Here is a 26,070-nt window from a genome sequence, read left to right on the forward strand (position 1 = left end):
CTGAAATGTCTGATCAAAACTCGCTGAAATCGAAGAAAGAGCAGGTGCACGAGCTGCGCGAAACGGGCTTCGTCGTCGTGAAGGGGCTCGTCGCGAATGACCGTTGCGATGCCATGCGCGAGGTGGCGCGGCAACAACTCGCCGAAGCGGCCGCGCCGGTCGAGTTCGAAGCCGACCTGAAATATCCCGGCGCGCCCGATTCGAAAGACGCGCCCGGTGGCCATACCGTGCGCCGCCTGCTCGACGCCTACGCGCGGCATCCGCTGTTCGCGGAGTTCGCGACCTCGCCCGAAGTGCGCGGCTGGATGGAGCTCTATTTCGGCGAGACGCCGTACCTTTCGCGCGCGCATCACAACTGCACGATGACGAAGCACCCGGCGTACGGCAGCTTGACCGGCTGGCATCGCGACGTGCGCTATTGGGCGTTCGAGCGCGACGATCTGGTTTCCGCGTGGCTCGCGCTCGGCGACGAGACGGTCGATAACGGCGCGCTGTGGTTCGTGCCGGCATCGCACAAGCTGCCGTTCACGTCCGATCGCTTCGACGAGGCGAAATTCTTCCGCTCCGATCTGCCCGAGAACGCCGCGCTGATCCGCACGGCGGTGTCGCCCGAACTGGAGCCGGGCGACGTGGTGTTCTTTCATTGCAATACGCTGCACTCGGCGGGCAAGAATCTCACCGATCAGGTGAAGTTCTCGCTCGTCTTCACGTATCGCGGCGCGAGCAACGCGGCGCTGCCCGGCACGCGTTCGGCGTCGAAGCCCGAAGTGCCGCTGGTCTGACGTTTCGGCGTTTCAGCGTTTCGAGGGAATCGCCAGGCCGATCAGGCCCGCGAGCGTCGCGACGATCCCGCCCGCGATCAGCCAGATGGTCTTGTTCGTGGGCGAGCCCGTGAAGAAGCGTGCGACGTCGTTGGATAACGAATGAAACGACTGGCCGCCGAAATAGAGCAGCACAATGCCGCCAACCAGCAGCGCAACGGAAATCGCTCGGGTCATGAGGTGGTCTCGTTTCTGAAAGGCGCGTCAGGTTAGCTGGTCTGAACGGGCGCGTCCACTGGGGCCGCGGGCGCCGGCTCGCGCGTCAACGGCTGGATCTTGCGCAGCAGATCGGCCTGCACGGTCTGATGATCGCTCGCGCGTGTCCACGCGCCGAGATTGAACTTGACGCCGGTATCGGTGTAATCGGTCACCGCGACCCACGGCGCCGACGGCCCGTCCTGCACGATGCGCGGATCGTCGCTCATCAGCCTGCGCAATTCTCCGAGCACGTGTTCGACCTTCAGCCCGTGCTGCGCCTGAAAGTTGATGACGACGCGCCGGCGTTCGTTCGCGCTGTAGTTGGTCACCGGGTTCGCCCAGATCGTGCTGTTCGGCACGTACATGGCGATGCCGTCGGCCTTCGTGAGGCGCGTGGTGAAGAGTCCGATCTCGTTTACGGTGCCGGCCGTCGTGCCGATGCCTTCGATGTAGTCGCCGACGCGAAACGGCCGCAGCAGCAACAGCATCAAGCCGGCCGCGATGTTCTGCAGCGTGCCCTGCAGCGCGAGACCGATGGCGAGGCCGGCGGCGCCGAGCACGGTCAGGATGCTTGCCGCCGCGATGCCGAACTTGCCGAGCGCAGCCACGATGGCGACGACGCGGATCGCCCACATCGCGAGGCTGACGAGTATCGGCGTGAGCGTGGCGTCGACGTTGGTGCGGGCGAGCGTGCGACGCAGCGCGTTCGCGACCGCGTTCGAGATCCACCATCCAACGGCGACGATGATGATCGCAAGCAGGAGGTCGACGCCGTAAGTGACCGCGATGGCGGAAATGGTGTCGTAGGTGGGTCGCAGTCTGTCGATTGGGTCCATCGGTCAAGCTCCTTCATACGGAATCTGCATTGGTCCGGGTTCGTGCCCGATCGTTCCTTTGCCGGCTGTTCGGCCGGGTGCCGAATAGCGGGACGGCAGAGCGGCCCGTGCGCGCTCCGCCCGGATTGGCTTACCATTGACGCCCTTGGCAGGTGGCGTGCCCGTGTGCCCGCTGCCCTTCGGCCGCAATCCGTTCAATTCGCAATCCGCAGAGGAATTCCGTCATGGCCTACGAAGCAGCGTCCGAGCGATACACGCAGATGCAATACCGCACCTGCGGCAAGAGCGGTTTGAAATTGCCCGCGGTGTCGCTGGGCTTGTGGCACAACTTCGGCGACACGACGCCGATCTCCACGCAACGCGAGATCCTGCGCACCGCGTTCGATCTCGGCATCACTCATTTCGATCTCGCGAACAACTACGGCCCGCCGTACGGCAGCGCCGAGACGAATTTCGGGCGCATCTTCAAGGACGACTTCCGGCCGTATCGCGACGAGTTGCTGATTTCGTCGAAGGCCGGCTGGGACATGTGGCCCGGCCCGTACGGCCAGGGCGGCGGCTCGCGCAAGTACGTGCTCGCGAGCCTCGACCAGAGCCTGAAGCGCATGGGCCTCGATTACGTCGACATCTTCTACTCGCATCGTTTCGATGCCGACACGCCGCCAGAGGAAACCGCAGGCGCGCTCGCGACCGCCGTGCATTCCGGCAAGGCGCTCTACGTGGGGATTTCGTCGTACTCGGCGGCGAAAACGCGCGAAATGGCGAAGCTGCTGGCCGAGCACAAGGTGCCGCTGCTGATTCATCAGCCTTCGTACAACATGCTGAACCGCTGGATCGAAAAGGATCTGCTCGACACGCTCGACGATATCGGCGCGGGCAGCATCGCGTTCACGCCGCTCGCCCAGGGGCTTCTGACGAACAAGTATCTGAGCGGCGTGCCGCAGGACGCGCGCGTGAACAAGCCGGGCGGCGCCTCGCTCAAGCAGGAGCATTTGAGCGAGGCGAATCTCGCGCACGTGCGCAAGCTCAACGAACTCGCGCAGAAGCGCGGTCAGAGCCTCGCGCAGATGGCGCTCGCCTGGGCGTTGCGCGGCGGGCGCGTGACATCCGTGCTGATCGGCGCGAGCCGCGCGGAGCAGGTCGCGGAAAACGTCGGCGCGCTGAAGAACCTCGATTTCACGAAGGAAGAGCTCGCCGAAATCGATCAGCACGCGCAGGAGGGCGGCGTCAATCTGTGGGAGAAGCCGTCGACCGATCAGCGCATCTGACGCCCGGAGCGCGCGCAAGCCTTTCGGGAGAAAGGGTATTTCGGGATAGCGCGGGAACCATTGCTATCATGCTGGCTCGGCGGCTTTCGGCAGCGGCTTTTCGGCAGCAAGTGCGATCAGCGCCGGAATGCCGGCCGTAGCCAGCAATTTGCCAGCCGAAAGCGCCTTGTTTCCGCGCGCATGTTCGCCCACGAGGCCACGTGCGCGCCTTTGCCGCGACGGCGCCTGGCGCGGCGCCCGACGACACCGACCGGCTATCGGGTTAAAATACTCGATTGCGCCGGCTGTCTGGTTTTTCGCGCGACGTTCACGCAAGGCGCGGCGTGAATCGCTGCCTTCGCATCGAACGCGCGGCCATCCGTCACTATTCGATCGTCCTTTCGCGCAGCGCAGCGCCTTCGTAGCGCGCTCTCATCGCGGCGTCGGGCCCGGCGTGGCAGGGATTGCCCGCAAGTCAGCCGCGAGCGTCGGAGCGCCACCGTTTTCGCAAAGTTCAAGAAGCCATGAGCAACCTTAATTCTCAAACCGTTCTGAGCGTCCATCACTGGACCGACACGCTTTTCAGTTTCACCTGCACCCGCGACTCCTCGTTTCGCTTCGAGAACGGCCAGTTCACGATGGTGGGCCTCGAAGTCGATGGCAAGCCGCTCCTGCGCGCCTACAGCCTCGCGAGCGCGAACTACGAAGAGCATCTCGAATTTTTGAGCATCAAGGTTCCCGACGGCCCGCTCACCTCGCGCCTGCAGCACCTGAAGGTCGGCGATTCCGTGCTGATCGGCAAGAAGCCGACGGGCACGCTCGTCGCCGATAACCTGCTGCCCGGCAAGACGCTGTGGCTGCTGTCCACGGGCACGGGTCTCGCGCCGTTCATGTCGATTATCAAGGATCCGGACGTGTACGACCGCTACGAGAAGATCGTGCTGACGCACACCTGCCGTTTCGTCGATGAACTCGCGTACAAGGACTTCATCACGGAGCACCTGCCGGCGCACGAGCACATCGGCGAGATCGTCTCCGAGAAGCTCCTCTACTATCCGACCGTCACGCGCGAGGAGTTCGCGAACCGCGGCCGCATCACGGATCTGATCGAAACGAAGAAGCTGTTCGCGGATCTCTCGGTGGATCCGTTCTCGGTCGAGAACGACCGCGTGATGCTCTGCGGCAGCCCGCACATGCTGCGCGACACGCGCCAGTTGCTCGACGCAATGGGCTTCCAGGAAGGCAGCAATAATCATCCTGGCCACTATGTCGTGGAGAAGGCCTTCGTCGGCTGATTAGCAAGTCGCCGCATTCAGGAAAACCGGAGCTTCGTGTTCCGGTTTTTTTTCGTCCTCGACGGTGGCGCGGGGACGTCCGCTGTTACAAATTCGGCGCAACCGCCGGTTCGGCGTAGGTATTTTTCCTACGTATTGTGTGCGCCAAACTTGCCAAACGACATGAAGTTCGTCCATTGAAGCCTTGTCGGACACGGATCTATAATATTTTTGAGATATGATCCAGTCACGCTGAGACGACGAGCGCCACCGCGCAGTCCGTCTTCGATGTTACAGAGTGTAAATTTAGTTACGCCGCTCGTGGGTTCGCCGAGGACGTAGCTCCAGTTGCGCTCAAAGCGAGGATAGTAAATGAACCTGTCGGCCATGGCCCCGCTCGATGAGAGCCCGATTCGCCGCGCCCCGCTGCGCGGGGTTTCGTCGCCGGCGCCGGAATGTGCCGGTTCGTCTTTTGCCCTTCCTTCCTCCTCTCCTTATTCCGCGCTGATCGACGCCAAGCTGGAGGGCGATCGCCAGATCCAGCGCCTCACCGCCCGTGTCCAGGAACTGGCCGCCCTGCTCGCCGCCACCGAAGAGCGCGCGCGCCAGGCGCTTGCCCAGGATCTCCACGACGAAACCGGCGCCGCGCTCACCGTCGCCAATCTCGCGCTCGCGCGCGCGGAGCACTGGCTGCCCGCCGACGCGCCCGCCGCGCTCGGCGACGCGCTGCGTCAGGCGCGCGAAGCATTGGCGGATGTCAGCGAGACGAGTCATCGCATCGTCGAAGGGCTGCAAATGCCGACCTTCGATGCCGGCTTCGCATCCGTGCTCGACGGATGGATCGAGCGCTTTCGCGCGCGCACGGCGATTTCCGTCGATTTTTCCTGCCCGGCCGACGCACGGCTGGAACGTCTGTCGCACGACATGTCGCTCGCGCTCTTTCGCGTGACGCAGGAGGCGCTCGGCAACGTCGCGCGCCACGCGGGCGCGGCGAGGGCGAGCGTGAAAGTCGACGTCGACCGAAACGACGTGACGCTGACCGTCGAGGACGACGGCGTCGGCATCAGCGCGGCCGTGCGGCGCAAGGGCGGGCGCTTCGGTCTCTCCGGCATGCGCGCGCGCTGCGAGGCGCTCGGCGGCAGCTTGCGCGTGGTCGCGGCGAAGCCGGCCGGAACCAGCGTGCGTGCCCGCCTGCCATGGACGGCGGCGCGTCCCGGGCTGTTCGCGCTCAGCGTGGTCAACGCCTGAGGCCGCCCGCGATGCTCAGAATCCTGCTCGCCGACGATCACGCCATCGTGCGCCGCGGCGTCGCGCAACTGCTGCTGGAACGCGGCGTCGCAACCGAAGTATCGGAGGCCGAGACCGGCATGCAGGCGCTCGCGCTCGCCGCGCGCTGTCCGCTCGACGTCGTGATGCTCGATATCTCGCTGCCGGACGTCAACGGAATCGATCTGCTCAAGCGCATCAAGCGCGAGACGCCGCGCCTGCCGGTGCTGATGTTCTCGATGTATCGCGAGGATCAGTACGCGGTGCGCGCGCTGAAGGCGGGCGCGTCGGGCTATTTGTCGAAGACGGCGGACCCCGCGCTCATGATCGGCGCGATCCAGCAGGTCGCGGCGGGCCGCAAGTACGTGAGCCCGGAAATGGCCGAAGCGCTCGCGACCTACGTTTCGCTCGACACCGACCGCATGCCGCACGAGAAGCTCTCGGACCGCGAATATCAGACGCTGTGCATGCTGGCGTCCGGGAAACGGCTGACGGATATCGCGAACGCGCTATCGCTTTCCGTGAAAACGGTGAGCGTTTATCGCGCGCGGTTGTTGGAGAAGATGAAGCTGGCCAATAACGCAGAACTCACGTTCTACGTGATGAGCAACCGTCTCGTCGACATGAATCCGGCCATCGCTGGTTGAAGATTTATCGTGAATAAGATAAATCGCGGCTGAACTGTAAAAAATCACCACAGCAGCGCGCTACCTGCCCGATTTCTGGGCAATCTCCGAGTCTCCGATAAAATGGCGGGTTTTCCCGCAGCAAGGGCGCCCGCGCGCCAGAAGGAGACTCATCGCAATGTCGTTGTTCCGCAAGAAAAACATCGAGCACATGCTGGCCGGTGCGCACAGCACGTCGCTCAAGAAGACGCTCGGCGCCCTCGATCTGACCTTCCTCGGCATCGGCGCCATCATCGGCACGGGGATTTTCGTGCTCACGGGTACGGGCGCCGTGCAGGCCGGCCCGGCGCTCATGGTCTCGTTCATCGTCGCGGCGATCGCGTGCTGCTTCGCCGCCCTCGCCTACGCCGAGTTTTCATCGACGATTCCCGTCGCCGGCTCCATTTATACCTATTCGTACGCGACGCTCGGCGAGCTGGCCGCGTGGATCATCGGCTGGGATCTGATGCTCGAGTACGGGCTCGCGACGTCCGCCGTGTCGGTCGGCTGGTCGGGCTATCTGCAATCGCTGCTGTCGGGCTTCGGCATCTCGCTGCCGACCGCGCTCACGGCCGCGCCCGGCGCTCTGCCCGGTCATCTCACGTACTTCAACCTGCCCGCCTTTCTCGTGATGATGGCGATCACCTCGCTGCTCTCCGTCGGCGTGAAGGAGTCCACCCGCGTGAACAACATCATGGTCGCGATCAAGGTGACCGTCGTGCTGCTGGTGATCGCCGTGGGCGTGTTCCACGTCAAGCCGGCGAACTGGCAGCCGTTCATGCCGAATGGCTGGTCCGGCGTGTTCGGCGCCGCGGCCGTGATGTTCTTCGCGTTCATCGGCTTCGATTCGGTGTCGTCGGCGGCCGAGGAAGTGAAGAATCCGAAGCGTGATCTGCCGATCGGCATCATCTCGTCGCTCGCGGTGTGCGCCGTGCTGTACGTGGCGGTCGCGGCGGTCGTGACGGGCATCGTGCCGTCGGCGCAGTTCGCGAACAATCCGCATCCGGTTTCATTCGCGCTGCAGGTGGCCGGTCAGAACTGGGTGGCGGGCTTCATCGATCTCGGCGCGGTGCTCGGCATGCTCACGGTGATTCTCGTGATGAGCTACGGCCAGACGCGCATCATCTACGCGATGTCGCGCGACGGCCTCCTGCCCGCGCGGCTCTCGAAGGTGCATCCGCGCTTCTCGACGCCCTTCTTCACGACCTGGCTCGTGGGCATCTTCTTCGGGCTGGTCGGCGCGCTGGTGCCGCTCAACGTGCTCGCCGAGCTGATCAACATCGGCACCCTCGCTGCGTTCTCCATGGTCTCGATCGCCGTGCTGATCCTGCGCCGCACGCATCCGCAACTGCCGCGCGCGTTCCGCTGCCCGGGCGTGCCGGTCGTGCCGGTTCTGGCGGTCGCCTCGTGCCTCTTCCTGATGGCCAATCTTCAGGCGATGACGTGGATCGCGTTCGGCGTGTGGCTCGTGATCGGCCTCGCGATCTACTTCCTGTATTCGCGCCGAAACGCACTGCTTGGCCGGCCGGGCGCCGACGTCCCGCGCGCCAGGCCGACGAAGCGCGAAACCGTCGCGAACTGAGCGTTCCAACGACACCCGTTCCGCAGCAAAGCGCCGCCCGAGGGGCGGCGCTTCGCATTTGGGGGACGCGCGACACGCGCTGCGCCGCGAAATTGGGACGGGCGTTCGACGGATAGCGACGCCCGCGGATTTGTGTTTTACTCGTTGTCACAAGCACATAACACCAAATCCGGCTGAACGCTCACGGCGGCAGTAGGCAGGTGCGTGACGCGAAGCTGGTCCCATCCCCTAGGAGACAGTGAAATGGCGCTCAGCATCAGCCTGACGGTCAACGGAAAACCCGTGACCGCCACCGTCGAACCGCATCTTCTGCTCGTCCAGTTTCTCCGCGATCAACTGAGGCTCACCGGCACGCATGTCGGCTGCGATACCGCGCAGTGCGGCGCGTGCACCGTTCATCTCGATGGCCGCGCGATCAAGTCGTGCAACATGCTCGCCGCGCAGGCGGACGGCATGGCAGTGACCACCATCGAAGGCATGGCGAAAGACGGCCAGCTTCATCCGATGCAGGCGGCCTTCAGGGAATGCCACGGCTTGCAGTGCGGCTTCTGTACGCCGGGCATGGTGATGTGCGCGAGCGCGCTGGCCGCGCAATCGGCCAATCTCTCCGAGGAAGAAGTGCGCGAGCAGCTCGACGGCAATCTGTGCCGCTGTACCGGCTATCACAACATCGTGAAAGCGGTTCTGCAGGGCGCGCAAGCCATGAAAGCCGGCGCGTGACGTAATCCGCGCCGCGCAAACCCACATCTCCCAGATGAATCGCGCCTACACAGGAGACCGCGATGAATGCCCCTGAGCAATCAAAATTGATCGGCGCCGGCGTCAAGCGCAAGGAAGACTATCGCTTCCTGACGGGCGCGGGCCAGTACACGGACGACATCGTCCTGCCGCAGCAAAGCTATGGCGTGTTCGTGCGCTCGCCGCACGCGCACGCGAAGATCAAGAGCCTCGATATCGAAGCGGCGAAGGCGTCGCCGGGCGTGATCGGCATCTTCACCGGACGCGACATGGCGGGCGAGAACGTCGGCGGCCTGCCGTGCGGCTGGCTCATCCACAGCATCGACGGCTCGCCGATGCACGAACCGCCGCATCCCGTCATCGCGAATGACAAGGTGCTGCATGTGGGCGATCAGGTCGCGCTCGTCGTCGCGGAATCGGTGAAGGAGGCGAAGGACGCGGCCGAGCTCATCGAGGTCGATTACGACGTGCTGCCCGCCGTGGTGGACACGGCGAGCGCGTCGGACGCGGGCCAGCCGCTCGTGCATGACAGCGTGCCGAACAACGTCTGCTACAACTGGGGCCACGGCGACAAGGCCCGGACCGACGCGGCGTTCGCGCAGGCCGCGCACGTGACGACGCTCGACATCGTGAATCAGCGCCTCGTGCCGAATGCGATCGAGCCGCGCGCCGTGAATGCGAGCTATTCGAAGCACGACGAAAGCTATACGGTCTATGTCGCGAATCAGAATCCGCACGTCGAGCGACTGCTGATGGCGGCGTTCGTGCTGCAACTGCCGGAATCGAAGTTGCGCGTGATCGCGCCGGACGTGGGCGGCGGCTTCGGCTCGAAGATTTTCCTGTATCCGGAAGATGTCGCGCTGACGTGGGCATCGAAGAAGGTGGGGCGGCCGATCAAATGGACCGCCGAGCGCTCCGAAGCGTTTCTCTCCGACGCGCAGGGTCGGGACCACGTGACGAAAGCCGAACTCGCGCTCGACAAGGACGGCAAGTTCATCGGCATGCGCGTGCACACGACGGCGAACATGGGCGCGTATCTGTCGACGTTCGCCTCGTCGATTCCGACCGTGCTCTACGCGACGCTCCTCGCCGGCCAATACACGACGCCTGCGATCTACGCCGAAGTGAAAGCGGTGTTCACGAACACGGTGCCCGTCGATGCCTATCGCGGCGCGGGCCGCCCCGAAGCGACGTACGTCGTCGAGCGGCTGGTGGAAACCGCGGCGCGCGAGCTGAACATCGATCCGGTCGACTTGCGCCGTCGCAATTTCATCCGCGAATTTCCGTATGCGACGCCGGTCGGCCTCACCTACGACACCGGCGATTACGACGCCTGCCTCGATCGCGCGCTGGAACTCGCCGACGTGAAGGGCTTCGCCGCGCGCAGGGAAGAATCGAAGCAGAACGGCAAGCTGCGCGGGCTCGGCTATTCGTGCTACATCGAGGCGTGCGGGCTCGCACCGTCGAACGTCGCGGGCGCGCTGGGCGCGCGTGCGGGCTTGTTCGAAGCGGGCGAAGTGCGCGTGCATCCGACCGGCTCCGTCACCGTGTTTACCGGCTCGCACAGCCACGGCCAGGGACACGAAACGACCTTCGCGCAAGTCGTCGCGGACCGGCTCGGCGTCGCGATCGAGAACGTCGAGATCATTCACGGCGATACCGGACGCATTCCGTTCGGCATGGGCACGTACGGCTCGCGTTCGATCTCGGTCGGCGGCTCCGCGATCATGAAGGCGCTCGACAAGGTGGAAGCGAAGGCGAAGAAGATCGCCGCGCACCTGCTCGAAGCGGCGGCGGAGGACATCGAGTTCAAGAACGGCGTGTTCCGCGTCGCGGGCACGGATCGCACCAAGACCTTCGTCGACGTATCGCTCGCTGCCTACGTGCCGCACAACTTCCCGCTCGATCAGATGGAGCCGGGCCTCAACGAAAACGCGTTCTACGATCCGACCAACTTCACGTACCCGTCGGGCGCGTACGTGTGCGAGGTCGAGGTCGATCCGGACACGGGCGAGACGCGCATTCTGAAATTCACGGCGGTCGACGACTTCGGCAACGTGATCAATCCGATGATCGTCGAAGGGCAAGTGCATGGCGGGCTGGGGCAGGGCATCGGCCAGGCGATGCTGGAGCGCTGCGTCTACGACGACAGCACCGGCCAGCTGCTTTCCGGCTCGTTCATGGATTACGCGATGCCGCACGCCATCGATCTGCCCAGCTTCACCGTGGAAACGGCGAAGGGCACGCCGTGCACGCACAATCCGCTCGGCGTGAAGGGCTGCGGCGAGGCGGGCGCGATCGGCTCGCCGCCTGCCGTCATCAACGCGATTCTCGATGCGCTCGCGCCGCTCGGCGTGAAGGACTTGCAGATGCCCGCGACGCCGCATCGCGTATGGACCGCCATGCATAACGCCCAACACGCATAAGGAGACCGGCCATGTACTCATTCGACTATCAACGGCCGGGCGAAGCGAAGGCGGCGGTCGCGGCGCTTTCCGCCAACGGCGACGCCAAGTATCTCGCGGGTGGCCAGAGCCTCCTGCCGACGATGCGCCTGCGCCTCGCGCAGCCGTCCGCCCTCGTCGACGTGACGCGCATCGCCGCGATGAAAACCGTCACGCTCGATGGCGACAAGCTGACCATCGGCGGCGCGATGTGCCACGCGGATGTCGCGTCGAACCCGGACGTGAGGAAGGCGCTGCCGGGTCTCGCGGACCTCGCCGGCCGTATCGGCGACAGGCAGGTGCGCGAGCGCGGGACGATCGGCGGCTCGCTCGCCAACGACGATCCGGCGGCGTGCTATCCGTCTGCCGTGCTCGCGCTGAACGCGACGGTCGTGACGGACAGAAGGCGCATCGCAGCGGACGATTTCTTCATCGACATGTATCAGACCGCGCTCGAACCCGACGAACTGATCACCGCCGTCGAATTTCCGCTGGCCGAGCGTGCGGGCTACGAGAAGTTTCGCAATCCCGCGTCGCACTTCGCGCTCGTCGGCGTGTTCGTCGCGAAGTTCAAGGATGGCGTGCGCGTCGCCGTGACGGGTGCGGCGTCTTCGGTGTTTCGTCCGGCCGAGCTGGAAGCGGCGTTGTCGAAGGACTTTTCGGTCGCATCGGCGCGCAGCGTGACGATCCTGCCCGACGAGCTCAACGACGACATGCACGCCAGCGCGGACTATCGCGCGCATCTGATTCCGGTGCTCGCGGGCCGCGCGATCGAGCGCGCACTGTCGTTCCAGGCGTGATGCCGGGCGAGCCCGATTCCATCGACGACACGCTCGCGCGTCTGCGCGAGCATCGGTACTTTGCGAATCGCGAGCTCGCGACGGCGCTCTTTCTCGCGCTGAAAATGCAGCGGCCGCTGTTTCTCGAAGGCGAGCCGGGCGTGGGCAAGACCGAGCTCGCGAAGGCGGCGGCGGGCTTGTGCGGCACGACGCTCTTGCGCCTGCAATGCTACGAAGGGCTCGACACCGCGAGCGCGCTGTACGAGTGGGACTATCCGCGGCAGATCATGGCGCTGCGGCTCGCGGAAGCATCGGGCGAAACGCCGTCGAACGATTCGCTGTATCGCGGCGAGTTTCTGCTGAAGCGTCCGCTGCTGCAGGCGCTCCTGCCCGATCCGGAGAATCCCGACGCGCGCCGCGTCTTGCTGATCGACGAAATCGATCGCGCGGACGAGCCGTTCGAAGCGTTCCTGCTCGAACTGCTGTCGGACTTTCAGGTGTCGATTCCCGAATACGGCACCGTGCGCGCAGCCCAGCCGCCGCTCGTTGTGATGACGTCGAACCGCACGCGCGAAGTGCACGATGCGTTGAAGCGCCGCTGTCTCTACCAGTGGATCGGCTATCCGGAGCGCGATGTCGAACTGGCGATCGTCGCGGCGCGCGCGCCGGAAGCGGGTCAGACGTTGCAGACGCGCGCCGTGGCGTTCGTGCACGAACTGCGCACGATGGATCTGTTCAAGGCGCCGGGCGTCGCGGAAACGATCGACTGGTGCCGCGCGCTCGCGGCGCTGTCGGTTTCGGAGCTCGATCCGCAATCGGTGCAGGACACGCTCGGCGTGCTCCTCAAGTATCAGGACGATCTCGCGCGCATGGACGCCGATACGCTCGCGCGCTGTCTCTCCGCATCGGCTTGAGGCGTGACGATCATGGAGCCGTTCGCCCGCAACGTCGTGCATTTCGTGAGGCTTCTTCGAGGCGCGGGCCTCGGCATGTCGCCGGCGCATGCGGTCGATGCGCTCGACGCGCTGCGCTTCGTCGATCTGAACCGCCGCGATGATGTGCGCGCGACGCTCGCGTGCCTGCTCGTTCACGCGAGCGACGAGCGCGAGATCTTCGACGCGGCGTTCGATCTCTTCTGGCGAGATCCGGACTGGGAAGGCAAGCTGCGCGCGCTGCTCCTGCCGAAGGTGACGAACGGCATGCCGCCGCCGTTGCGCAACAACCGCCTCGCCGATGCGCTCGCCGCGCGTGCCGCTTGCGCGCGCGATCGACGCGAGCCGCCGTCCAAATCGAAGCCGGAAGAAGCGCATGCGCGCGTCACGTTCAGCTCGCAGGAACGCCTGAGTCATCGCGATTTCGATACGCTCAGCGCCGACGAATGGCGCAAGCTGCGGCATCAGATCCGCGCGCATCGGCTGCCGCTCGCGACCGAGCCGACGCGCAGGCTGAAGGCCGCGTCGCGCGGCACGCACGCGGACCTGAAGGCGAGCGCGCGTCACGCCGTGCGCTCGGGCGGCGACTGGACCGTGTGGAAATATCGCGCGGCGCTCGAGCGCAGGCCGCCGCTCGTCCTGCTGCTCGACATCTCCGGATCGATGAGCGCGTACTCGCGCGCCGTGCTCTATTTCTGCCACGCGCTCCTGCAATCGCGCGAGCGCCTGCAGGTATTTCTCTTCGGCACGCGCCTCACCAATGCGACGCGCGCCTTGCGGGAGCGCGATCCCGATGTCGCCATCGCGACGCTCGGGCAAAACGTGGCGGACTGGTCGGGCGGCACGCGCATCGGCGCGGCGCTTGCGGAGTTCAATCGACGCTGGGCGCGCCGCGTGCTTGGCGGCAGGGCGACGGTGCTGCTCGTCACCGATGGCCTCGATCATGAAGCCATCGACGTGCTCGATGCCGAGATGCAAAGGCTCAGGCGCTTCGCGCATCGGCTGGTATGGCTCAATCCGCTGTTGCGCTTCGCCGATTTCACGCCGCGCGCGCGAGGCGTGCGCGCGATCCTGCCGCATGTCGATGCGATGCTCGCGGCCCATAACCTCGACAGCCTCGGCGCTGTCGGTCGGGAACTGGCGGCGCTGTCGCGACGCAGCGCACCCCATACGCTCCTTGGAGACACGAGATGGAACTGACCGAAACACACACCTTGCCGGTGCCGCAGGCGCGCGCGTGGGAAGCGCTCAACGACACGTCGATCCTGAAGGTCTGCATCCCCGGCTGCGACAGCATCGAGGCGGACGGCGAGAACGCGTACAACGTCGGGATGACGGCGGCGGTAGGCCCCGTGAAGGCGCGCTTCAAGGGAAGAATGGAGCTTACGAATATTGACGCCCCGCATACTTACACGATCGTGTTCGAAGGGCAGGGCGGCGCGGCCGGCTTCAGCAAGGGCAGCGCGACAGTGAACCTCGAGCCTGGAGACGAAGCGGACACGACGAAGCTCATCTACAGCGCGAACGCGCAGGTCGGCGGCAAGCTGGCGCAAATTGGCTCGCGGCTCATCGACGGCGCGGCGCGTAAGATTGCGGGAGAATTTTTCAAGCGATTCAGCGCGCAGTTGCAGGGCGGGCAGGAATCGCAGGATGCCGCCGCCGGCGATGAAAGCGGCGACGAAGTGCAGGAAAAGGGAAAGAAATCATGGACAGCGTGGATCTCGAAGTCCTGAAGAACAGCGCGCGGTGGCTCGAGGAAGGGCATCGCATTTTGCTCGTCACGGTGGTGAAGACGTGGGGCTCGTCGCCGCGTCCCGAGGGCGCGATGCTCGCCGTGCGCGGTGACGGACACGTCGTCGGCTCGGTATCGGGCGGATGCATCGAGGACGACCTCATCGACCGCGTGCGGCAGCGGGGCATCGAGCAGACGAAGCCCGAAGCGGTGAAATACGGCATCAGCGCGGAAGAGGCGCATCGCTTCGGCTTGCCGTGCGGCGGGACGATCCAGCTCGTGCTGGAGCCTCTGACGCGCGAGAGCGGCATCGCCGAGCTGTGCGCGGCGGTGGAAAGCGGCAGGCTCGTCGCGCGCACGCTCGACATGGCGACGGGCGAGGCGCGCCTCGAACCCGCGCGGGCGACCGATGGCGTGCTCTTCGACGAGAAGCAGCTCCTGACGATTCACGGCCCGCGCTATCGCATGCTCGTGATCGGCGCGGGGCAGCTGTCGCGGTATCTGTGCAGCATCGCGGTCGGGCTCGACTATCAGGTCACCGTCTGCGATCCGCGCGAGGAATACACGGAAGAGTGGGACGTGCCCGGCACGACGATCGTGCGCACCATGCCCGACGACACCGTCATGGACATGAAGCTCGACGAGCGTTGCGCGGTGATCGCGCTCACGCACGATCCCAAGCTCGACGATCTCGCGCTGATGGAAGCGTTGAAGACGCCGGCGTTTTACGTCGGCGCGCTCGGCTCGCGGCGCAATAACGCGGCGCGGCGCGAGCGTCTGAAGGAGTTCGATCTGAGCGATGCCGAGCTCGCGCGGCTGCATGGCCCGGTGGGCATCTATATCGGCAGCCGGACGCCGCCCGAGATCGCCGTGTCGATCCTCGCGGAAGTGACGGCGGCGAAGAACGGCGTGTCGCTGCCCGAATTGCTGCAGGTGGAGGGCGCGAAGGCAGCGCGCGAAATCGCGGGGAAGGGCGAAGTGTGCCGCGTTTGAGCGCGCTGACATTATCGCGAAGACCGGCCGCGCCGATGGGATCAGCCAGATGGCTAACGCCCAAAACGTCGGACTGCTGCCAGTTCCGTGAGCGAGGGAAGCTGTAAATTCGTGAATCCGACGGAAAACTGCGCTGGCGGAACTTTCTCCAGGTGATCGACAAGGCAAAGGTGGCGTGCGAGCGGTCCGGCCACCGCGTTCGGGACCATTTTGTTGAACTCGACAAAATGGTCCCCCTTGGACCCGGCGCGATGCGCTCTGTCGCCGATTACAGACTTTCCCGCTACGCGTGCTATCTGATCGTGCAGAACGGCGATCCTTCGAAAACCGTGATCGCCAACGGCCAGACGTACTTCGCCTTGCAGACGCGCCGCCAGGAGCTCGGCGACGAGAAGGCATTCGCGGGCATGTCGGAAGATCAGCGTCGCCTGATGCTGCGTGGGGAGCTTACGCATCACACCAAGGCGCTCGGTGCCGCCGCGCGCGTCGCAGGCGTGACGACGGCGATGGATTATGCGGTAGTTCAGGACCACGGCTACAGAGGGCTTTATGGCGGACTGAGCGCGAAGGACATTCATATCCGGAAGCGCCTGAAGAAGAGCCAGAAGATCCTGGACCATATGGGAAGCACGGAACTCGCGGCCAATCTGTTCCGCGCGACCCAGACGGAAGAAAAGCTGCGACGCGACGGCGTCGCCGGCAAGCAGCGAGCCAATCAGACTCATCTGGACGTAGGGACCAAGGTCCGCGAAACCATTCAGGAACTCGGCGGCACGATGCCGGAGGCCTTACCTACTCCGGAAACAAGCATTCAACAGCTCGAGCGCGCGCAGAGGAAGCTGCCGCAGTGATCTTTCTTCGATGCGTTCGCCCTCGGTTAAGGGGACGGCCTCATCGATCAAATCAACCCGCAAACAATCGCCGCGACGAGCGAAACGGCGACGATCACCACGCCCGCCGTCCGGCGCTTGTTGAGCTCGGTCCACAGCAGCACGCCCGTCAGCGAGAGCAGGATGATGCTGCCCGCGAACGTATCGATGAGCAGCACCCAGCCCACGCTCAGGCCTACGCCTTTGTGCAGGTTGGTCATCATCGCGAGGAAGGTGTTCTCGGTGCGCTTCACGGAGACGAAGTTGTTGCCCACCCAGTATTCCGCCATCACGCTGCCGCCCGGCGACGCCACCATGACCGACCATTGCTCCGGCTGCATCGTGCTTTTGTCGCCCCAGCCGACCGGATGCGCGGGCTCGCGACGCGTGCGGCCCAGATTGCCTTCGATCTTCAATTCCTTCTTGAGCCACATGCCCATGTCGCGCGGCGTCTTGAAACCTTCGGCCGGCAGCGGCATCTGCACCTGAGAAACCTGGGGTTCGCCGGTGGAAATGCGCAGCGGCGGCGCGCGGTGATTCAGCAGGAAGCCCGTCACGCCGAACAGCAAGCCGAGCAGCGCGCCCCACAAGCCGATCCAGCCATGCACCTTGCGCAGCCATTTCAGGAACGTCGAGCGGCGCGAGCGGTTCTTGCGCACGAATTGCTCGGCGTCGTCGATCAGGCGGCCGTGCGGCCGGTAGTGCGTCGAGCCGCTCGTCACGGGCGGCTGCGGATTGAGGGTGTCAGGCGCGTTCACGCGTCGCTCCAGGGATTCGGGATTGGCCAGGCAAAGCCACGACCCGATCGGCAAGACGCGGACTCAGGCGCGGCGATCGATGAGTGGCGAGCAAATGAGAATTGTTATCATTACACGCGCGAAATCGCTTTTCAATCTTTTGCGATTGCCTGACAGTGCGCTTTTGTGACGAAAAATTTCAAACTGGCCACAGCGGGCCTTCCTGCATCGCGCCAACCTGCTCGCGCAATTCGAGGATGCGGTCTTCCCAGTAGCGCTGCGTGTTGAACCAGGGAAAGGCGGCGGGAAACGCCGGATCGTTCCAGCGCCGCGCGAGCCAGGCCGAATAGTGAATCAGCCGCAGCGTGCGCAGTGCCTCGATGAGATGCAGTTCGCGCGGGTCGAACTCGCAGAAGTCTTCATATCCGGCGAGCAGATCGGTGAGCGCGCGCGATGCGTCCGCGCGGCCGGCGGGCAGCAGCAGCCACAGATCCTGGATCGCCGGACCCATGCGGCTGTCGTCGAAATCGACGAAATGCGGGCCGGCTTCGGTCCAGAGCACGTTGCTCGGATGGCAGTCGCCGTGCAGGCGCAAATGCCGCACGTCGCCCGCGCGGTCGAAGCATTGCGCGACGCCTTCGAGCGCCATCGACACGACGGTTTCGTAGGCCTCGCGCACATCGGCGGGAACGAAGCCGTGCGTCAGCAGATAGTCGCGCGGCTCGTAGCCGAACGTCTCGATATCGAGCGTCGGCCGCTCGCGATATGGCTCGATCGCGCCCACCGCGTGAATCCGCCCGATGAAACGTCCGAGCCATTCGAGCGTGTCACTGCGGTCGAGATCGGGGGCGCGGCCGCCGCGCCGCTCGAAGACGGAAAAGCGAAAGCCGTCGAATTCGTGCAGCGTCGTGCCTTCGAGCACGCGCGCCGGAACCGCCGGAATCTCGCGTGCGACGAGACTCGCGACGAATGCATGCTCTTCGAGAATCGCCGCATTCGACCAGCGTTTCGGCCGATAGAACTTGGCGACGACCGGCGCGCCGTCTTCGACGCCCACCTGATAGACGCGGTTCTCGTAACTGTTGAGCGGCAGCAGGCGGCCGTCGGTGCGCACGCCCGTGGGCATCAGCACGCGGTCGAGCGCATCGAGCACGCACTCGGGCGTGAGGCCGGCGAAGGGCGGCGCGTCGTCGCCGTCATGCGGCAAGGGCGCGCCCTGGGAATCGGGATGGTTCGGGTTCATCCCGGCATTGTGCCCCGCCTTGGCGCCGACGACATCAATGCATCAGCGTATCAACGCGGCACGCCGTCTCTCAATGGACGACCGTGTTCGCCGGGCGCACGATGTCGCCCGTATCAATCAGGTCTTCGAGAAAGAACGGCTCCGTATTGAGCAGCTTGGTCACGCCGGGCTCGCCCGCGTACCACGCGACCATCGCCATGTCACCGAGAATGCGCATCACGATGCCGCGCGCACCATGAGGCACGGCAATATGCACGGAGCGGACAATCGAACCGATTTGCATGATGAATTCCCCGTTTCAACGCCGGCTGAGGATAGTGCGCCGGTCATATATTTCACCAAGCACAGGCTTTTAACGGCTCGTGCACCAGACTTTTCGCCGCGTCATTGTTGCGGGACGCGCGACGCGCGCGGCTTTCATGAACGATTGTGCTCTAACTTTAGCGCATCGCGGCGCGCGGACGCGATGCCAATCGCCGCGTTATGTTACCGATCGCAGGCGATTGGCAACAATTATCCGGTGATCGTCGCCGAAAGCGACCCGTCGTATTGGGCAAAACCCTTATATCGGCGTATCGTTGAGGACTTTGTTGGCGGAGACTTAAAACGTGAACGCTTCACCGGCGCCGCAGCCCCCGAATTCCGAAGGCAACGCAGACCGGTCTGCCGACGCGGCTCCGTATCTCGAACGCGGTTCACGTGCGTACTGGCGCGCTTCGCTTGCCCTGCTGTTCGCCGGTTATGCAACCTTTTCGCTGCTGTATTGCGTGCAGCCGCTGCTTCCCGAGTTTACCAAGGCATTCGGCGTCAGTCCGGCGGTGAGCGCACTCACGGTGTCGGTGAGCACGGCGGCGCTGGCGGTCGCGATTTTCATCGCGGGATTCGTTTCCGAAAGCTGGAGCCGTCACCGGCTGATGACCCTCTCGTTGCTCGCGTCGTCATTGTTGACGGTCGTCGCGGCCATGTTGCCCGACTGGCACGCGCTGCTCGTCGTGCGCGCGCTCGAAGGCTTCGCGCTCGGCGGCGTGCCTGCGGTCGCGATGGCGTATCTCGCGGAGGAAGTGCATCCCGAAGGTCTCGGTCTCGCGATGGGCCTGTACGTCGGCGGGACGGCCATCGGCGGCATGGCGGGGCGCGTGATCAGCGGCATCCTCGCGGATCTGTTCGGCTGGCGCGTCGCGATCGGCGGAATCGGACTGCTGGGCCTGCTCGCCACGCTCGCGTTCCGTTCGCTTCTCCCGCCGTCGCGGCGCTTCAAGCCGCGGCGCGGCGTCGGGTTTGCCCATCATCGGCGCTCGCTTGCCGGGCACTTGCGGCATCGCGGCTTGCCGTTCCTCTTCCTGATCGGCTTCGTGCTGATGGGCAGTTTCGTCACGCTCTACAACTATGTCGGCTACCGGTTGCTGGGCGCGCCGTTTCAGCTGAATCAGACGGAAATCGGCGCGATTTTCACCGTGTATCTGACGGGCGTGGTCGCTTCGCCCTGGTCCGGCAAGATGGCCGACGCCTTCGGACGCGGCCGCGTGCTGATCACCAGCCTCTTGCTGATGATGCTCGGCATCGCGCTGACGTTGTCGTTGTCCTTGCCGGTGATCATCGCGGGCATTGCCTGCCTGACGTTCGGCTTCTTCGCAGGGCACTCGGTCGCGAGCGGCTGGGTCGGACGGCTCGCCGCGCAGGCGAAAGGGCAGGCCGCCGCGCTTTATCTGCTCGCGTATTACATCGGCTCGAGCCTGATCGGATCGTATGGCGGCCACTTCTGGACCGCGTTCGGATGGCCTGGCGTGGCCGGATTGATCGGCGTCCTGCTGCTCGTGGGCCTGGCGGGCGCGGCGTACCTGAACCGGCGCGAGCGCGCTGCGGCCGCTTGAATCGCCGAAAGCGGTTTGAAATAAGAGGAATCTAAGGGTTTTTACGTGGCCGTTTAAATAGTGCCGCGCGCAAGGCCTTATGGCGTAAGGCATTTACCGACGCAATCGTTTCCCGTCGCACGAAGATGGGCCGACGCTTCGCATGGAGCGGCCTATACTCGAATCGTCGAGGCGGATTTCATCGCGCGACGATCAAAGCTACAAGCTGGACGATGGGAGACGCACTATGACGTATTTCACGATCGGCGACTTCATCCTGATCATCCCGATGGCGCTGGCCGGCGCCCTGTTCCTCGGGGCCATTCCCTGCGCGACGCATTTCAAGAACAACGTGCTGCGCGTATTCGGCGCGCTGCTGGGTGTGCTGGCCGCCTTTCTGCTCGTCGAAGGGCTGCCTGCGCTGATATAGCGCCGTTCGGCCTGAGGCGCGGTTTCGACGATGCGCGTTCGCCGCGCATCGGCGCACGCACGATCTCCCGTCAAAGGCACGGCGCACCGTGCCTGCCTCTCTCTCCTTATTACAGATGCTCGCCGAGGAACGTCAGCGTGCGCCCGTGCGCGAGCCCTGACGCCTTCGCGTTGTACGAGGCGCGATCGCCGCAATTGAAGCCGTGATCGGCCTGCGGGTACACGTAGAGTTCCGCATCCTTGCGGCCCGCGAAACGTTGGCGCACGGCGTCCACGGCGTCGGCCGGAATGTGCGCGTCGAGTTCGCCGTAGTGGAATTGGATCGGCACCTTGATCTGATCGGCCTTGTCGAGCGCGTTCTGAATGCCGCCACCGTAGTAGGCCACCGCGAGATCCACCGATCCCTGCGCCGCCGCGAGATAGGCGAGCCGGCCGCCGAAGCAGTAGCCGATCGCCGCGACCTTGCCCGTCACTTCGGGCAGCGCACGCAGTGCCTTCGCCGCCGCGCCGACATCGGCGACCGCGGCATCCGCGTTGGTCTTTTGCAGCAGCTCCATCGCCTTCTCGCGATCCGCGCCTTCGTAGCCCAGCTCGACGCGCGGCTGCGTGCGCCAGAAGACATCGGGCGCGAGCGCGATATAGCCGTCGGCCGCGTACTGGTCCGCGACGCTGCGGATATGCCCGTTCACGCCGAAGATCTCCTGCAGGATGATCACGGCCGGCCCGGTGCCCGTCTTGGGCAGCGCGAGATAACCCTGGAAGCTGCCGCCATCGGTGGGAATGTCGATCCAGCGCGAAGTCACGGATACGGTCACGTCGAAGCTCCTTGTGCTTGTGGAAAGGTTGATCGAGCGAGTTTGCCAGCTTTCCCTTTCATACGCCCTGGACACTCGCGGCGCCCCTGGCACATCGTTTGACGCACGGACGGATTTTTAGAGGCGCTGGTCTAAACACAAGCTAAAAGCAGCTTTAAAAAACAGGCTAATAGATGACAGCAGGCAGAGACTATCGGCGCGCTTCCGTCAATCTTGAATGGCGGCCAAACCTTTGCGCGCCGATGTCGCGGAAACCCGCATGTACTGGGCATCTTCGCGCAGACGCCACCACAAACGGCGGCGTCTCACAACTGGCCGCTAATTGGTAGTGACACCAGTATCTTAAAAAACTTCCCTAAATTAATTTGACAACCCTACACTTGCGCGCAGTGCGGACGGCGGCTGTCACAAACGGCATGCCGGAAGGACTTGCCAAGTGCATGACGATGCATCCGGCGTGGTCGTCCACGGGACTGAGCGATCGTGATGAAAGACGGGGCACAGGGCGATTACGTTGTTTTTGGGACCGAAACTGGAGACTTACATGAACACCAAGCTTCACAAACTGTTGCCGATCAGCGCCGCAGCCGTGCTGTTCGCTACGTTGGCAACGTCCGCAGCAGCCGACCAGGTCGTCAAGATCGGTCACGTCGCTCCGCTGACCGGCGGCATTGCTCACCTGGGCAAGGACAACGAAAACGGCGCGCGGCTCGCAGTCGAAGAGATCAATGCGAAGGGTCTCACGATCGGCGGCGAGAAGATCACGCTGCAACTGGACCCGCAAGACGATGCCGCTGACCCGCGTACCGCCACGCAGGTCGCACAGAAGCTCGTCGACGACAAGGTCGTTGCGGTCGTCGGTCACCTGAACTCCGGCACGTCGATCCCGGCGTCGAAGATCTACAGCGATGCGGGCATCGTCCAGATTTCCCCGTCGGCAACGAATCCGACCTACACGCAGCAAGGCTTCAAGACGACGTACCGCGTCGTCGCGACCGATGCGCAGCAAGGCCCGGCGCTCGCCAACTATGCGGCCAAGCAACTGAAGGTGAAGAGCGTGGCCGTGGTCGACGACTCAACCGCTTACGGCCAGGGTCTCGCGAACGAGTTCGAGAAGACCGCCAAGTCGCTCGGCCTGAAGGTGATCTCGCACGACGCGACCAACGACAAGGCTGTCGATTTCCGCGCGATTCTGACCAAGATCAAGGGTGAGAATCCCGACGCCGTGATGTACGGCGGCATGGACGCCACCGGCGGCCCGTTCGCCAAGCAGGCGAAGCAGCTCGGCCTGCGCGCGAAGGTTCTCGCGGGCGACGGCGTCTGCACGGAAAAGCTGGCTGATCTCGCCGGCGACGCGACCGACAACGTCGTGTGCTCGGAAGCCGGCATGGCGCTCGAGAAGATGGAAGGCGGCGCGGCGTTCGCGGCGAAGTTCCAGAAGCGCTTCGGCCAGCCGATCCAGATCTACGCGCCGTTCACGTATGACGCGGTGTACATCATCGTCGACGCGATGAAGCGCGCGAACTCGGTCGATCCGGCCAAGATTCTCGCCGCGATGCCGAACACGGACTACAAGGGTGTGATCGGCCAGACGACCTTCGATTCGAAGGGCGACCTGAAGCACGGCGTGATCTCGCTGTACGACTACAAGAAGGGCAAGAAGACCCTGCTGGACGTCGTGAAGATGTAAGTGCCGCAGGACTTGGGTCCCGGGAAACGCGCGGATTCGCAGGATCCGCGCGTTTTTTCATATCTTCAGGCGCTTGAGAATCTTCGGCCCGATGAGCGTGATCACCGCGCAGCACGCCGCGACCACGCATAGCCCGATCGGCAGATTGCTGATTTGCGCGACGCCGCCGATCAGCACCGGCCCGAGCAGCAAGCCGAAATACGCGAGCCCCGCGACCTGCGCGAGACCTTCGGCCGCCGTCACGCCTTCGACTCGCGCCGCCGCCGCGAACAGCACCGGCATCATGTTCGCGAGACCGAGGCCCATCAACGTGAATCCGGTCATCGTGACGATGGTGTTCGGCAGCACGAGCGCCATCACCATGCCGATGAACGCGAGCCCGGCGCTGCCGAAAATCAGTTGCGGCGCGCCGAAGCGCGCGCGCACCGCGTCGCCGCCGAAGCGCCCCGCGGCCATGCCGCCGGAGAACGCCGCGTAAGCGGCGCTCGAGACCGAGGGCGAAGCCTCCACGACGTCGCGCATGTAGACGGTGGCCCAGTCGTACATCGCGCCTTCGGCGATCAGCGCAACGAGCGCCAGGCCGCCGAGCGCCCACAGCGCGCCCGAGCGCCAGCGGTTCGAGGACGACGCCTTTGCGTGTTCCTCGTGATGCGGCACGTGCGGCAGCACGGCGGGCATCGAAGCGAGCAGCACGAGCAGACTCAGGCCCGACGCCAGCGCGAGATGTGCGGCCGGTGCGAGCCCGTGCGCGAGCAGCGCGCCGCCCGCGGCCGCGCCCGCCATGCCGCCGATGCTGAACATGCCGTGCAGCGACGACATGATCGGCTGCCCCAGCGCCTGCTCGACCGCGCTCGCCTCGGCGTTCATCGCGACGTCGAGCGTCGCCATGCCGAAGCCGAACGCCGCGAGCACCACCAGCAGCAGCCAGAACCAGGGCGTCACGAGAATCAGCGAGCCGCAAATCATCATCGTGATGCCGCCCGCCATGCACGCCGTGCGCGTGCCGGCGCGCGCGATCCACGATCCGGTGGTGAGCATCGCGAAGATCGAGCCGCCCGCGACCGCGAGCAGCGCGAACGAGAGCATGCCCGGGCTCAGCGCGAACTTGTCGCGCACGGTCGGCACGTGCACGCCCCACGAGGCGTACATCATGCCCGCGATGAAGAAGACGGCCATCGTCGCGTGGCGCGCGCGGGCGCGGGTGGCGTGCGGAAGGCTGCGATGCAGCGCGAGCGTCGGATTGGACTCGCGGGCGGAAGCGGATGCGGTGGTCGAGTCGGACACAAAAAAGCCGTTCTGGAGAATTGCGCGAAACGAGAGGCAACCGGAGATGATGCCATCGCACGCGAAGGCTTTCGATTCTATCGAACGGCCAGGAGACACGCTCGATTGCGCTGCATTACCATCTTTCGACCAATTCGCAATCGCATGGGGTTCGGATGAATATTCCGTCGCAAGCGCCGCTACACCTGCTGCATCGCGTGCCGGAAGGCACGCTCGCCACGCATTCGCGCGAGCCGCGCGGCTTTCCGTATCCGACGGCGTTGCCGTTCGCGCTCACCGCGAACCACATGCCGATGCTGCTCATCAGCCATCTCGCCGAGCACACGCGCAATCTGCAGGCCGACCCGCGCGCCGGCTTTCTGGTTGCGCACGCGGCCCAAGGTGGCGTGCTGGAAGGACAACGCCTGACGATGCTTGGACGTTTCGCGCCCGTTTTGCCGGAAGCAAGCGGCGAACTCGCGCGGCGCTATTTGCGCTATCACCCGGAGGCCGGGCGTTATCTGGAACTCGGCGACTTCTGTTTCTGGGTGATGTCGCTCGAGCGAATGCGGTATATCGGCGGCTTTGGGGCGATGGGCTGGCTTGCCGGCGACGAACTCGATTCGCTGGCGCCGCTTTCGTACGAAGACGAAGCTTCCTTGTGCGAATATTTCGACGCTTATCCCGGACGCCCCGAGAATCTCCAATTATTGGGGATAGACCGGTATGGCTGCGATTTGCTGCTTGGAGGCACTCGCAATCGTTTTACATTCGATAAGCCGCGACTGACCACCGAGGAATTGAAGTCCGCGCTTATCGATTGTTTTGAGAGACAGAGCTGAGTTTTGCGCGTAGATAACGCTGTTGCGTCCCGAATTACATTACAGCACGACCGCAAAAGAGCGAGCGAAGTTGCCATTCCATGAAACCTTCCAATGCCAAAACCTGCCGTGCTTTCATTTTATGCCAACGCCAAGGTTCAATCTGCATGCAAGCAGCCTCTTTTAGCCCGGATCAACCGCTGCTCTCAATTTCGGAATATTCGGCAAATGTTACGAAGAAAGTCCCTAAACTTTTATTAAACGGCAATTCGCATATGCCGCGAAAATAAGATTTGTGTTAATCTGCGTGCCAGTCCGAGGCTATACTGATAACTGTAAGCGAGCGCGCCGATTCGCAAGTCAGCAAACCACTTAGGGAATTGCCATGCCTTCATACAAGGAACTCCTCGCACAGCGCGAGTCTCTCGAACGCCAGATTGAAGAAGCGAAGTCGCGTGAATACGCCGAAGTGCTTAATGAGATCAAGCAGAAAATGGCGGATTATGGCATCACGCTTCAGGAACTCGCAGGCGGCCGAGGTGCGAAGGCGTCGAAGGCATCGTCGCGCAGTCGCTCTGGCGTGGCGCCGAAATATCGCGACCCGGAAAGCGGCAGCACTTGGTCCGGCCGCGGAAAGCCGCCGAAGTGGATCGCCGGGCAAGATCGCGACAGTTTCCTGATCAGCAAGTAAGTTCAGAGTCGGATTTCGCATTCAAAGGCCGCGTCCGAGTGACGCGGCCTTTTCATTTGCGCCGCAGGCTTTTTCCGGTGTACGGCGTCATTCGGCCGGCGGGAAAGCGCGGCCCAATTAAATGTATGATTTGAAGGGCTTACTGCCGGCCTCCT

General features: G+C 64.3%; 27 protein-coding genes. 19 read left to right on the forward strand and 8 right to left on the reverse strand.

Going from position 1 to position 26,070, the window contains the following annotated elements; all coding sequences use genetic code 11:
* Positions 1 to 5 precede the first annotated feature (5 nt).
* Entirely contained in the window at positions 6 to 782 is a 777-nt protein-coding gene (locus AWB83_RS18230) for a phytanoyl-CoA dioxygenase family protein (protein ID WP_087047019.1), read from the forward strand.
* Positions 783 to 794: 12 nt separating this feature from the next.
* On the opposite strand, the gene AWB83_RS18235 is transcribed toward AWB83_RS18230, so the two are convergent.
* Both AWB83_RS18235 and AWB83_RS18240 read right to left on the reverse strand, forming a co-directional pair.
* A complete protein-coding gene (locus AWB83_RS18235; protein ID WP_087047020.1) occupies positions 795 to 998 on the reverse strand; it encodes a DUF3185 family protein in 204 nt (67 codons plus the stop codon).
* Between the two features lie 32 nt (positions 999 to 1,030).
* Positions 1,031 to 1,855 carry a mechanosensitive ion channel family protein gene (locus AWB83_RS18240; protein ID WP_087047021.1) on the reverse strand — a complete coding sequence of 275 codons (825 nt, stop codon included), beginning with the start codon at positions 1,853 to 1,855 and terminating at the stop codon, positions 1,031 to 1,033.
* A 224-nt stretch (positions 1,856 to 2,079) separates the two neighbouring features.
* On the opposite strand from AWB83_RS18240, the gene mgrA reads away from it, so the two are divergent.
* Positions 2,080 to 3,123, forward strand: a complete 1,044-nt coding sequence (gene mgrA / locus AWB83_RS18245; protein ID WP_087047022.1) for an L-glyceraldehyde 3-phosphate reductase — start codon at positions 2,080 to 2,082, stop codon at positions 3,121 to 3,123.
* A 66-nt stretch (positions 3,124 to 3,189) separates the two neighbouring features.
* Here mgrA and AWB83_RS37540 read toward each other — a convergent pair whose 3' ends face one another.
* Positions 3,190 to 3,315, reverse strand: coding sequence for a hypothetical protein (locus AWB83_RS37540; protein WP_279629089.1), 126 nt, complete (start codon positions 3,313 to 3,315; stop codon positions 3,190 to 3,192).
* A 311-nt stretch (positions 3,316 to 3,626) separates the two neighbouring features.
* Here AWB83_RS37540 and AWB83_RS18250 point away from each other — a divergent pair, with 311 nt between their 5' ends.
* The 12 genes from AWB83_RS18250 (at position 3,627) to dinD (ending at position 16,358) form a co-directional block, all read left to right on the forward strand.
* On the forward strand, positions 3,627 to 4,397 hold the full coding sequence (locus AWB83_RS18250; protein ID WP_087047023.1) for a ferredoxin--NADP reductase: 771 nt from the start codon (positions 3,627 to 3,629) through the stop codon (positions 4,395 to 4,397).
* A 351-nt stretch (positions 4,398 to 4,748) separates the two neighbouring features.
* Positions 4,749 to 5,624 (forward strand): sensor histidine kinase, encoded by an 876-nt coding sequence (locus tag AWB83_RS18255; protein WP_087047024.1) that lies wholly within the window; start codon positions 4,749 to 4,751, stop codon positions 5,622 to 5,624.
* Positions 5,625 to 5,635: 11 nt separating this feature from the next.
* Complete coding sequence (gene rqpR / locus AWB83_RS18260; RefSeq protein WP_087047025.1) at positions 5,636 to 6,289, forward strand: response regulator transcription factor RqpR; 654 nt, start codon at positions 5,636 to 5,638, stop codon at positions 6,287 to 6,289.
* A 157-nt stretch (positions 6,290 to 6,446) separates the two neighbouring features.
* Positions 6,447 to 7,889, forward strand: a complete 1,443-nt coding sequence (bcaP, locus tag AWB83_RS18265; protein ID WP_087047026.1) for a branched-chain amino acid transporter BcaP — start codon at positions 6,447 to 6,449, stop codon at positions 7,887 to 7,889.
* A 243-nt stretch (positions 7,890 to 8,132) separates the two neighbouring features.
* The gene (locus tag AWB83_RS18270; protein WP_087047027.1) at positions 8,133 to 8,609 is read left to right on the forward strand and encodes a (2Fe-2S)-binding protein; all 477 of its coding nucleotides are present in this window, start codon (positions 8,133 to 8,135) and stop codon (positions 8,607 to 8,609) included.
* Between the two features lie 62 nt (positions 8,610 to 8,671).
* Positions 8,672 to 11,053, forward strand: a complete 2,382-nt coding sequence (locus AWB83_RS18275; protein WP_087047028.1) for a xanthine dehydrogenase family protein molybdopterin-binding subunit — start codon at positions 8,672 to 8,674, stop codon at positions 11,051 to 11,053.
* A gap of 11 nt (positions 11,054 to 11,064) precedes the next feature.
* Positions 11,065 to 11,871: an FAD binding domain-containing protein gene (locus AWB83_RS18280; protein WP_087047029.1), complete on the forward strand. Its 807-nt coding sequence runs from the start codon at positions 11,065 to 11,067 to the stop codon at positions 11,869 to 11,871.
* A complete protein-coding gene (locus tag AWB83_RS18285; RefSeq protein WP_087047030.1) occupies positions 11,871 to 12,764 on the forward strand; it encodes an AAA family ATPase in 894 nt (297 codons plus the stop codon). Before AWB83_RS18280 ends, AWB83_RS18285 begins: the two co-directional genes overlap by 1 nt.
* 12 nt (positions 12,765 to 12,776) lie before the next feature.
* Complete coding sequence (locus AWB83_RS18290) at positions 12,777 to 13,982, forward strand: vWA domain-containing protein (RefSeq protein WP_087047031.1); 1,206 nt, start codon at positions 12,777 to 12,779, stop codon at positions 13,980 to 13,982.
* A complete protein-coding gene (locus AWB83_RS18295; RefSeq protein WP_087047032.1) occupies positions 13,973 to 14,515 on the forward strand; it encodes an SRPBCC family protein in 543 nt (180 codons plus the stop codon). The genes AWB83_RS18290 and AWB83_RS18295 overlap by 10 nt, the downstream gene beginning before the upstream one ends.
* Positions 14,488 to 15,507 (forward strand): XdhC family protein, encoded by a 1,020-nt coding sequence (locus AWB83_RS18300; RefSeq protein ID WP_087047033.1) that lies wholly within the window; start codon positions 14,488 to 14,490, stop codon positions 15,505 to 15,507. The genes AWB83_RS18295 and AWB83_RS18300 overlap by 28 nt, the downstream gene beginning before the upstream one ends.
* A 128-nt stretch (positions 15,508 to 15,635) precedes the next feature.
* The gene (gene dinD / locus AWB83_RS18305; RefSeq protein ID WP_279629092.1) at positions 15,636 to 16,358 is read left to right on the forward strand and encodes a DNA damage-inducible protein D; all 723 of its coding nucleotides are present in this window, start codon (positions 15,636 to 15,638) and stop codon (positions 16,356 to 16,358) included.
* A 47-nt stretch (positions 16,359 to 16,405) separates the two neighbouring features.
* On the opposite strand, the gene AWB83_RS18310 is transcribed toward dinD, so the two are convergent.
* From AWB83_RS18310 to AWB83_RS18320, 3 genes are all read right to left on the reverse strand, one after another.
* A complete protein-coding gene (locus tag AWB83_RS18310; protein ID WP_087047072.1) occupies positions 16,406 to 17,134 on the reverse strand; it encodes a PepSY-associated TM helix domain-containing protein in 729 nt (242 codons plus the stop codon).
* A 178-nt stretch (positions 17,135 to 17,312) separates the two neighbouring features.
* Entirely contained in the window at positions 17,313 to 18,356 is a 1,044-nt protein-coding gene (locus tag AWB83_RS18315; protein ID WP_087047035.1) for a serine/threonine protein kinase, read from the reverse strand.
* A gap of 70 nt (positions 18,357 to 18,426) precedes the next feature.
* Positions 18,427 to 18,639, reverse strand: a complete 213-nt coding sequence (locus AWB83_RS18320; RefSeq protein WP_087047036.1) for a hypothetical protein — start codon at positions 18,637 to 18,639, stop codon at positions 18,427 to 18,429.
* Between the two features lie 325 nt (positions 18,640 to 18,964).
* Here AWB83_RS18320 and AWB83_RS18325 point away from each other — a divergent pair, with 325 nt between their 5' ends.
* Both AWB83_RS18325 and AWB83_RS18330 read left to right on the forward strand, forming a co-directional pair.
* The gene (locus tag AWB83_RS18325) at positions 18,965 to 20,227 is read left to right on the forward strand and encodes an MFS transporter (protein ID WP_087047037.1); all 1,263 of its coding nucleotides are present in this window, start codon (positions 18,965 to 18,967) and stop codon (positions 20,225 to 20,227) included.
* A 226-nt stretch (positions 20,228 to 20,453) separates the two neighbouring features.
* Complete coding sequence (locus tag AWB83_RS18330) at positions 20,454 to 20,636, forward strand: hypothetical protein (RefSeq protein ID WP_041730863.1); 183 nt, start codon at positions 20,454 to 20,456, stop codon at positions 20,634 to 20,636.
* A 109-nt stretch (positions 20,637 to 20,745) separates the two neighbouring features.
* Here the strand turns inward: AWB83_RS18330 and AWB83_RS18335 are convergent, their stop codons facing one another.
* Positions 20,746 to 21,450 (reverse strand): dienelactone hydrolase family protein, encoded by a 705-nt coding sequence (locus tag AWB83_RS18335; RefSeq protein ID WP_087047038.1) that lies wholly within the window; start codon positions 21,448 to 21,450, stop codon positions 20,746 to 20,748.
* A 544-nt stretch (positions 21,451 to 21,994) separates the two neighbouring features.
* Between AWB83_RS18335 and AWB83_RS18340 the strand changes: the two genes are divergently transcribed.
* Complete coding sequence (locus tag AWB83_RS18340) at positions 21,995 to 23,140, forward strand: branched-chain amino acid ABC transporter substrate-binding protein (RefSeq protein WP_087047039.1); 1,146 nt, start codon at positions 21,995 to 21,997, stop codon at positions 23,138 to 23,140.
* A gap of 57 nt (positions 23,141 to 23,197) precedes the next feature.
* On the opposite strand, the gene AWB83_RS18345 is transcribed toward AWB83_RS18340, so the two are convergent.
* On the reverse strand, positions 23,198 to 24,424 hold the full coding sequence (locus AWB83_RS18345; protein WP_087047073.1) for an MFS transporter: 1,227 nt from the start codon (positions 24,422 to 24,424) through the stop codon (positions 23,198 to 23,200).
* 155 nt (positions 24,425 to 24,579) lie between these two features.
* Between AWB83_RS18345 and AWB83_RS18350 the strand changes: the two genes are divergently transcribed.
* The gene (locus AWB83_RS18350; RefSeq protein WP_087047040.1) at positions 24,580 to 25,245 is read left to right on the forward strand and encodes a HugZ family pyridoxamine 5'-phosphate oxidase; all 666 of its coding nucleotides are present in this window, start codon (positions 24,580 to 24,582) and stop codon (positions 25,243 to 25,245) included.
* 364 nt (positions 25,246 to 25,609) lie between these two features.
* On the forward strand, positions 25,610 to 25,915 hold the full coding sequence (locus tag AWB83_RS18355; RefSeq protein WP_087047041.1) for an H-NS histone family protein: 306 nt from the start codon (positions 25,610 to 25,612) through the stop codon (positions 25,913 to 25,915).
* Positions 25,916 to 26,070: the final 155 nt, after the last annotated feature.

Origin of the sequence: Caballeronia ptereochthonis (assembly GCF_001545075.1) — a bacterium.
Classification (GTDB): domain Bacteria; phylum Pseudomonadota; class Gammaproteobacteria; order Burkholderiales; family Burkholderiaceae; genus Caballeronia; species Caballeronia ptereochthonis.

What these genes read in the sequence shown, in the direction of transcription:
- AWB83_RS18320 (WP_087047036.1), bottom strand. Translation starts at nt 18,639, where the DNA reads ATGCAAATCGGTTCGATTGTCCGCTCCGTGCATATTGCCGTGCCTCAT.
- AWB83_RS18250 (WP_087047023.1), top strand. Translation starts at nt 3,627, where the DNA reads ATGAGCAACCTTAATTCTCAAACCGTTCTGAGCGTCCATCACTGGACC.
- AWB83_RS18235 (WP_087047020.1), bottom strand. Translation starts at nt 998, where the DNA reads ATGACCCGAGCGATTTCCGTTGCGCTGCTGGTTGGCGGCATTGTGCTG.
- rqpR (WP_087047025.1), top strand. Translation starts at nt 5,636, where the DNA reads ATGCTCAGAATCCTGCTCGCCGACGATCACGCCATCGTGCGCCGCGGC.
- AWB83_RS18230 (WP_087047019.1), top strand. Translation starts at nt 6, where the DNA reads ATGTCTGATCAAAACTCGCTGAAATCGAAGAAAGAGCAGGTGCACGAG.
- mgrA (WP_087047022.1), top strand. Translation starts at nt 2,080, where the DNA reads ATGGCCTACGAAGCAGCGTCCGAGCGATACACGCAGATGCAATACCGC.
- AWB83_RS18300 (WP_087047033.1), top strand. Translation starts at nt 14,488, where the DNA reads ATGGACAGCGTGGATCTCGAAGTCCTGAAGAACAGCGCGCGGTGGCTC.
- AWB83_RS18340 (WP_087047039.1), top strand. Translation starts at nt 21,995, where the DNA reads ATGAACACCAAGCTTCACAAACTGTTGCCGATCAGCGCCGCAGCCGTG.
- AWB83_RS18280 (WP_087047029.1), top strand. Translation starts at nt 11,065, where the DNA reads ATGTACTCATTCGACTATCAACGGCCGGGCGAAGCGAAGGCGGCGGTC.
- bcaP (WP_087047026.1), top strand. Translation starts at nt 6,447, where the DNA reads ATGTCGTTGTTCCGCAAGAAAAACATCGAGCACATGCTGGCCGGTGCG.
- AWB83_RS18255 (WP_087047024.1), top strand. Translation starts at nt 4,749, where the DNA reads ATGAACCTGTCGGCCATGGCCCCGCTCGATGAGAGCCCGATTCGCCGC.
- AWB83_RS18355 (WP_087047041.1), top strand. Translation starts at nt 25,610, where the DNA reads ATGCCTTCATACAAGGAACTCCTCGCACAGCGCGAGTCTCTCGAACGC.
- AWB83_RS18315 (WP_087047035.1), bottom strand. Translation starts at nt 18,356, where the DNA reads ATGAACCCGAACCATCCCGATTCCCAGGGCGCGCCCTTGCCGCATGAC.
- AWB83_RS18290 (WP_087047031.1), top strand. Translation starts at nt 12,777, where the DNA reads ATGGAGCCGTTCGCCCGCAACGTCGTGCATTTCGTGAGGCTTCTTCGA.
- AWB83_RS18240 (WP_087047021.1), bottom strand. Translation starts at nt 1,855, where the DNA reads ATGGACCCAATCGACAGACTGCGACCCACCTACGACACCATTTCCGCC.
- AWB83_RS18350 (WP_087047040.1), top strand. Translation starts at nt 24,580, where the DNA reads ATGAATATTCCGTCGCAAGCGCCGCTACACCTGCTGCATCGCGTGCCG.
- AWB83_RS18295 (WP_087047032.1), top strand. Translation starts at nt 13,973, where the DNA reads ATGGAACTGACCGAAACACACACCTTGCCGGTGCCGCAGGCGCGCGCG.
- AWB83_RS18275 (WP_087047028.1), top strand. Translation starts at nt 8,672, where the DNA reads ATGAATGCCCCTGAGCAATCAAAATTGATCGGCGCCGGCGTCAAGCGC.
- AWB83_RS18330 (WP_041730863.1), top strand. Translation starts at nt 20,454, where the DNA reads ATGACGTATTTCACGATCGGCGACTTCATCCTGATCATCCCGATGGCG.
- AWB83_RS18285 (WP_087047030.1), top strand. Translation starts at nt 11,871, where the DNA reads ATGCCGGGCGAGCCCGATTCCATCGACGACACGCTCGCGCGTCTGCGC.
- AWB83_RS18270 (WP_087047027.1), top strand. Translation starts at nt 8,133, where the DNA reads ATGGCGCTCAGCATCAGCCTGACGGTCAACGGAAAACCCGTGACCGCC.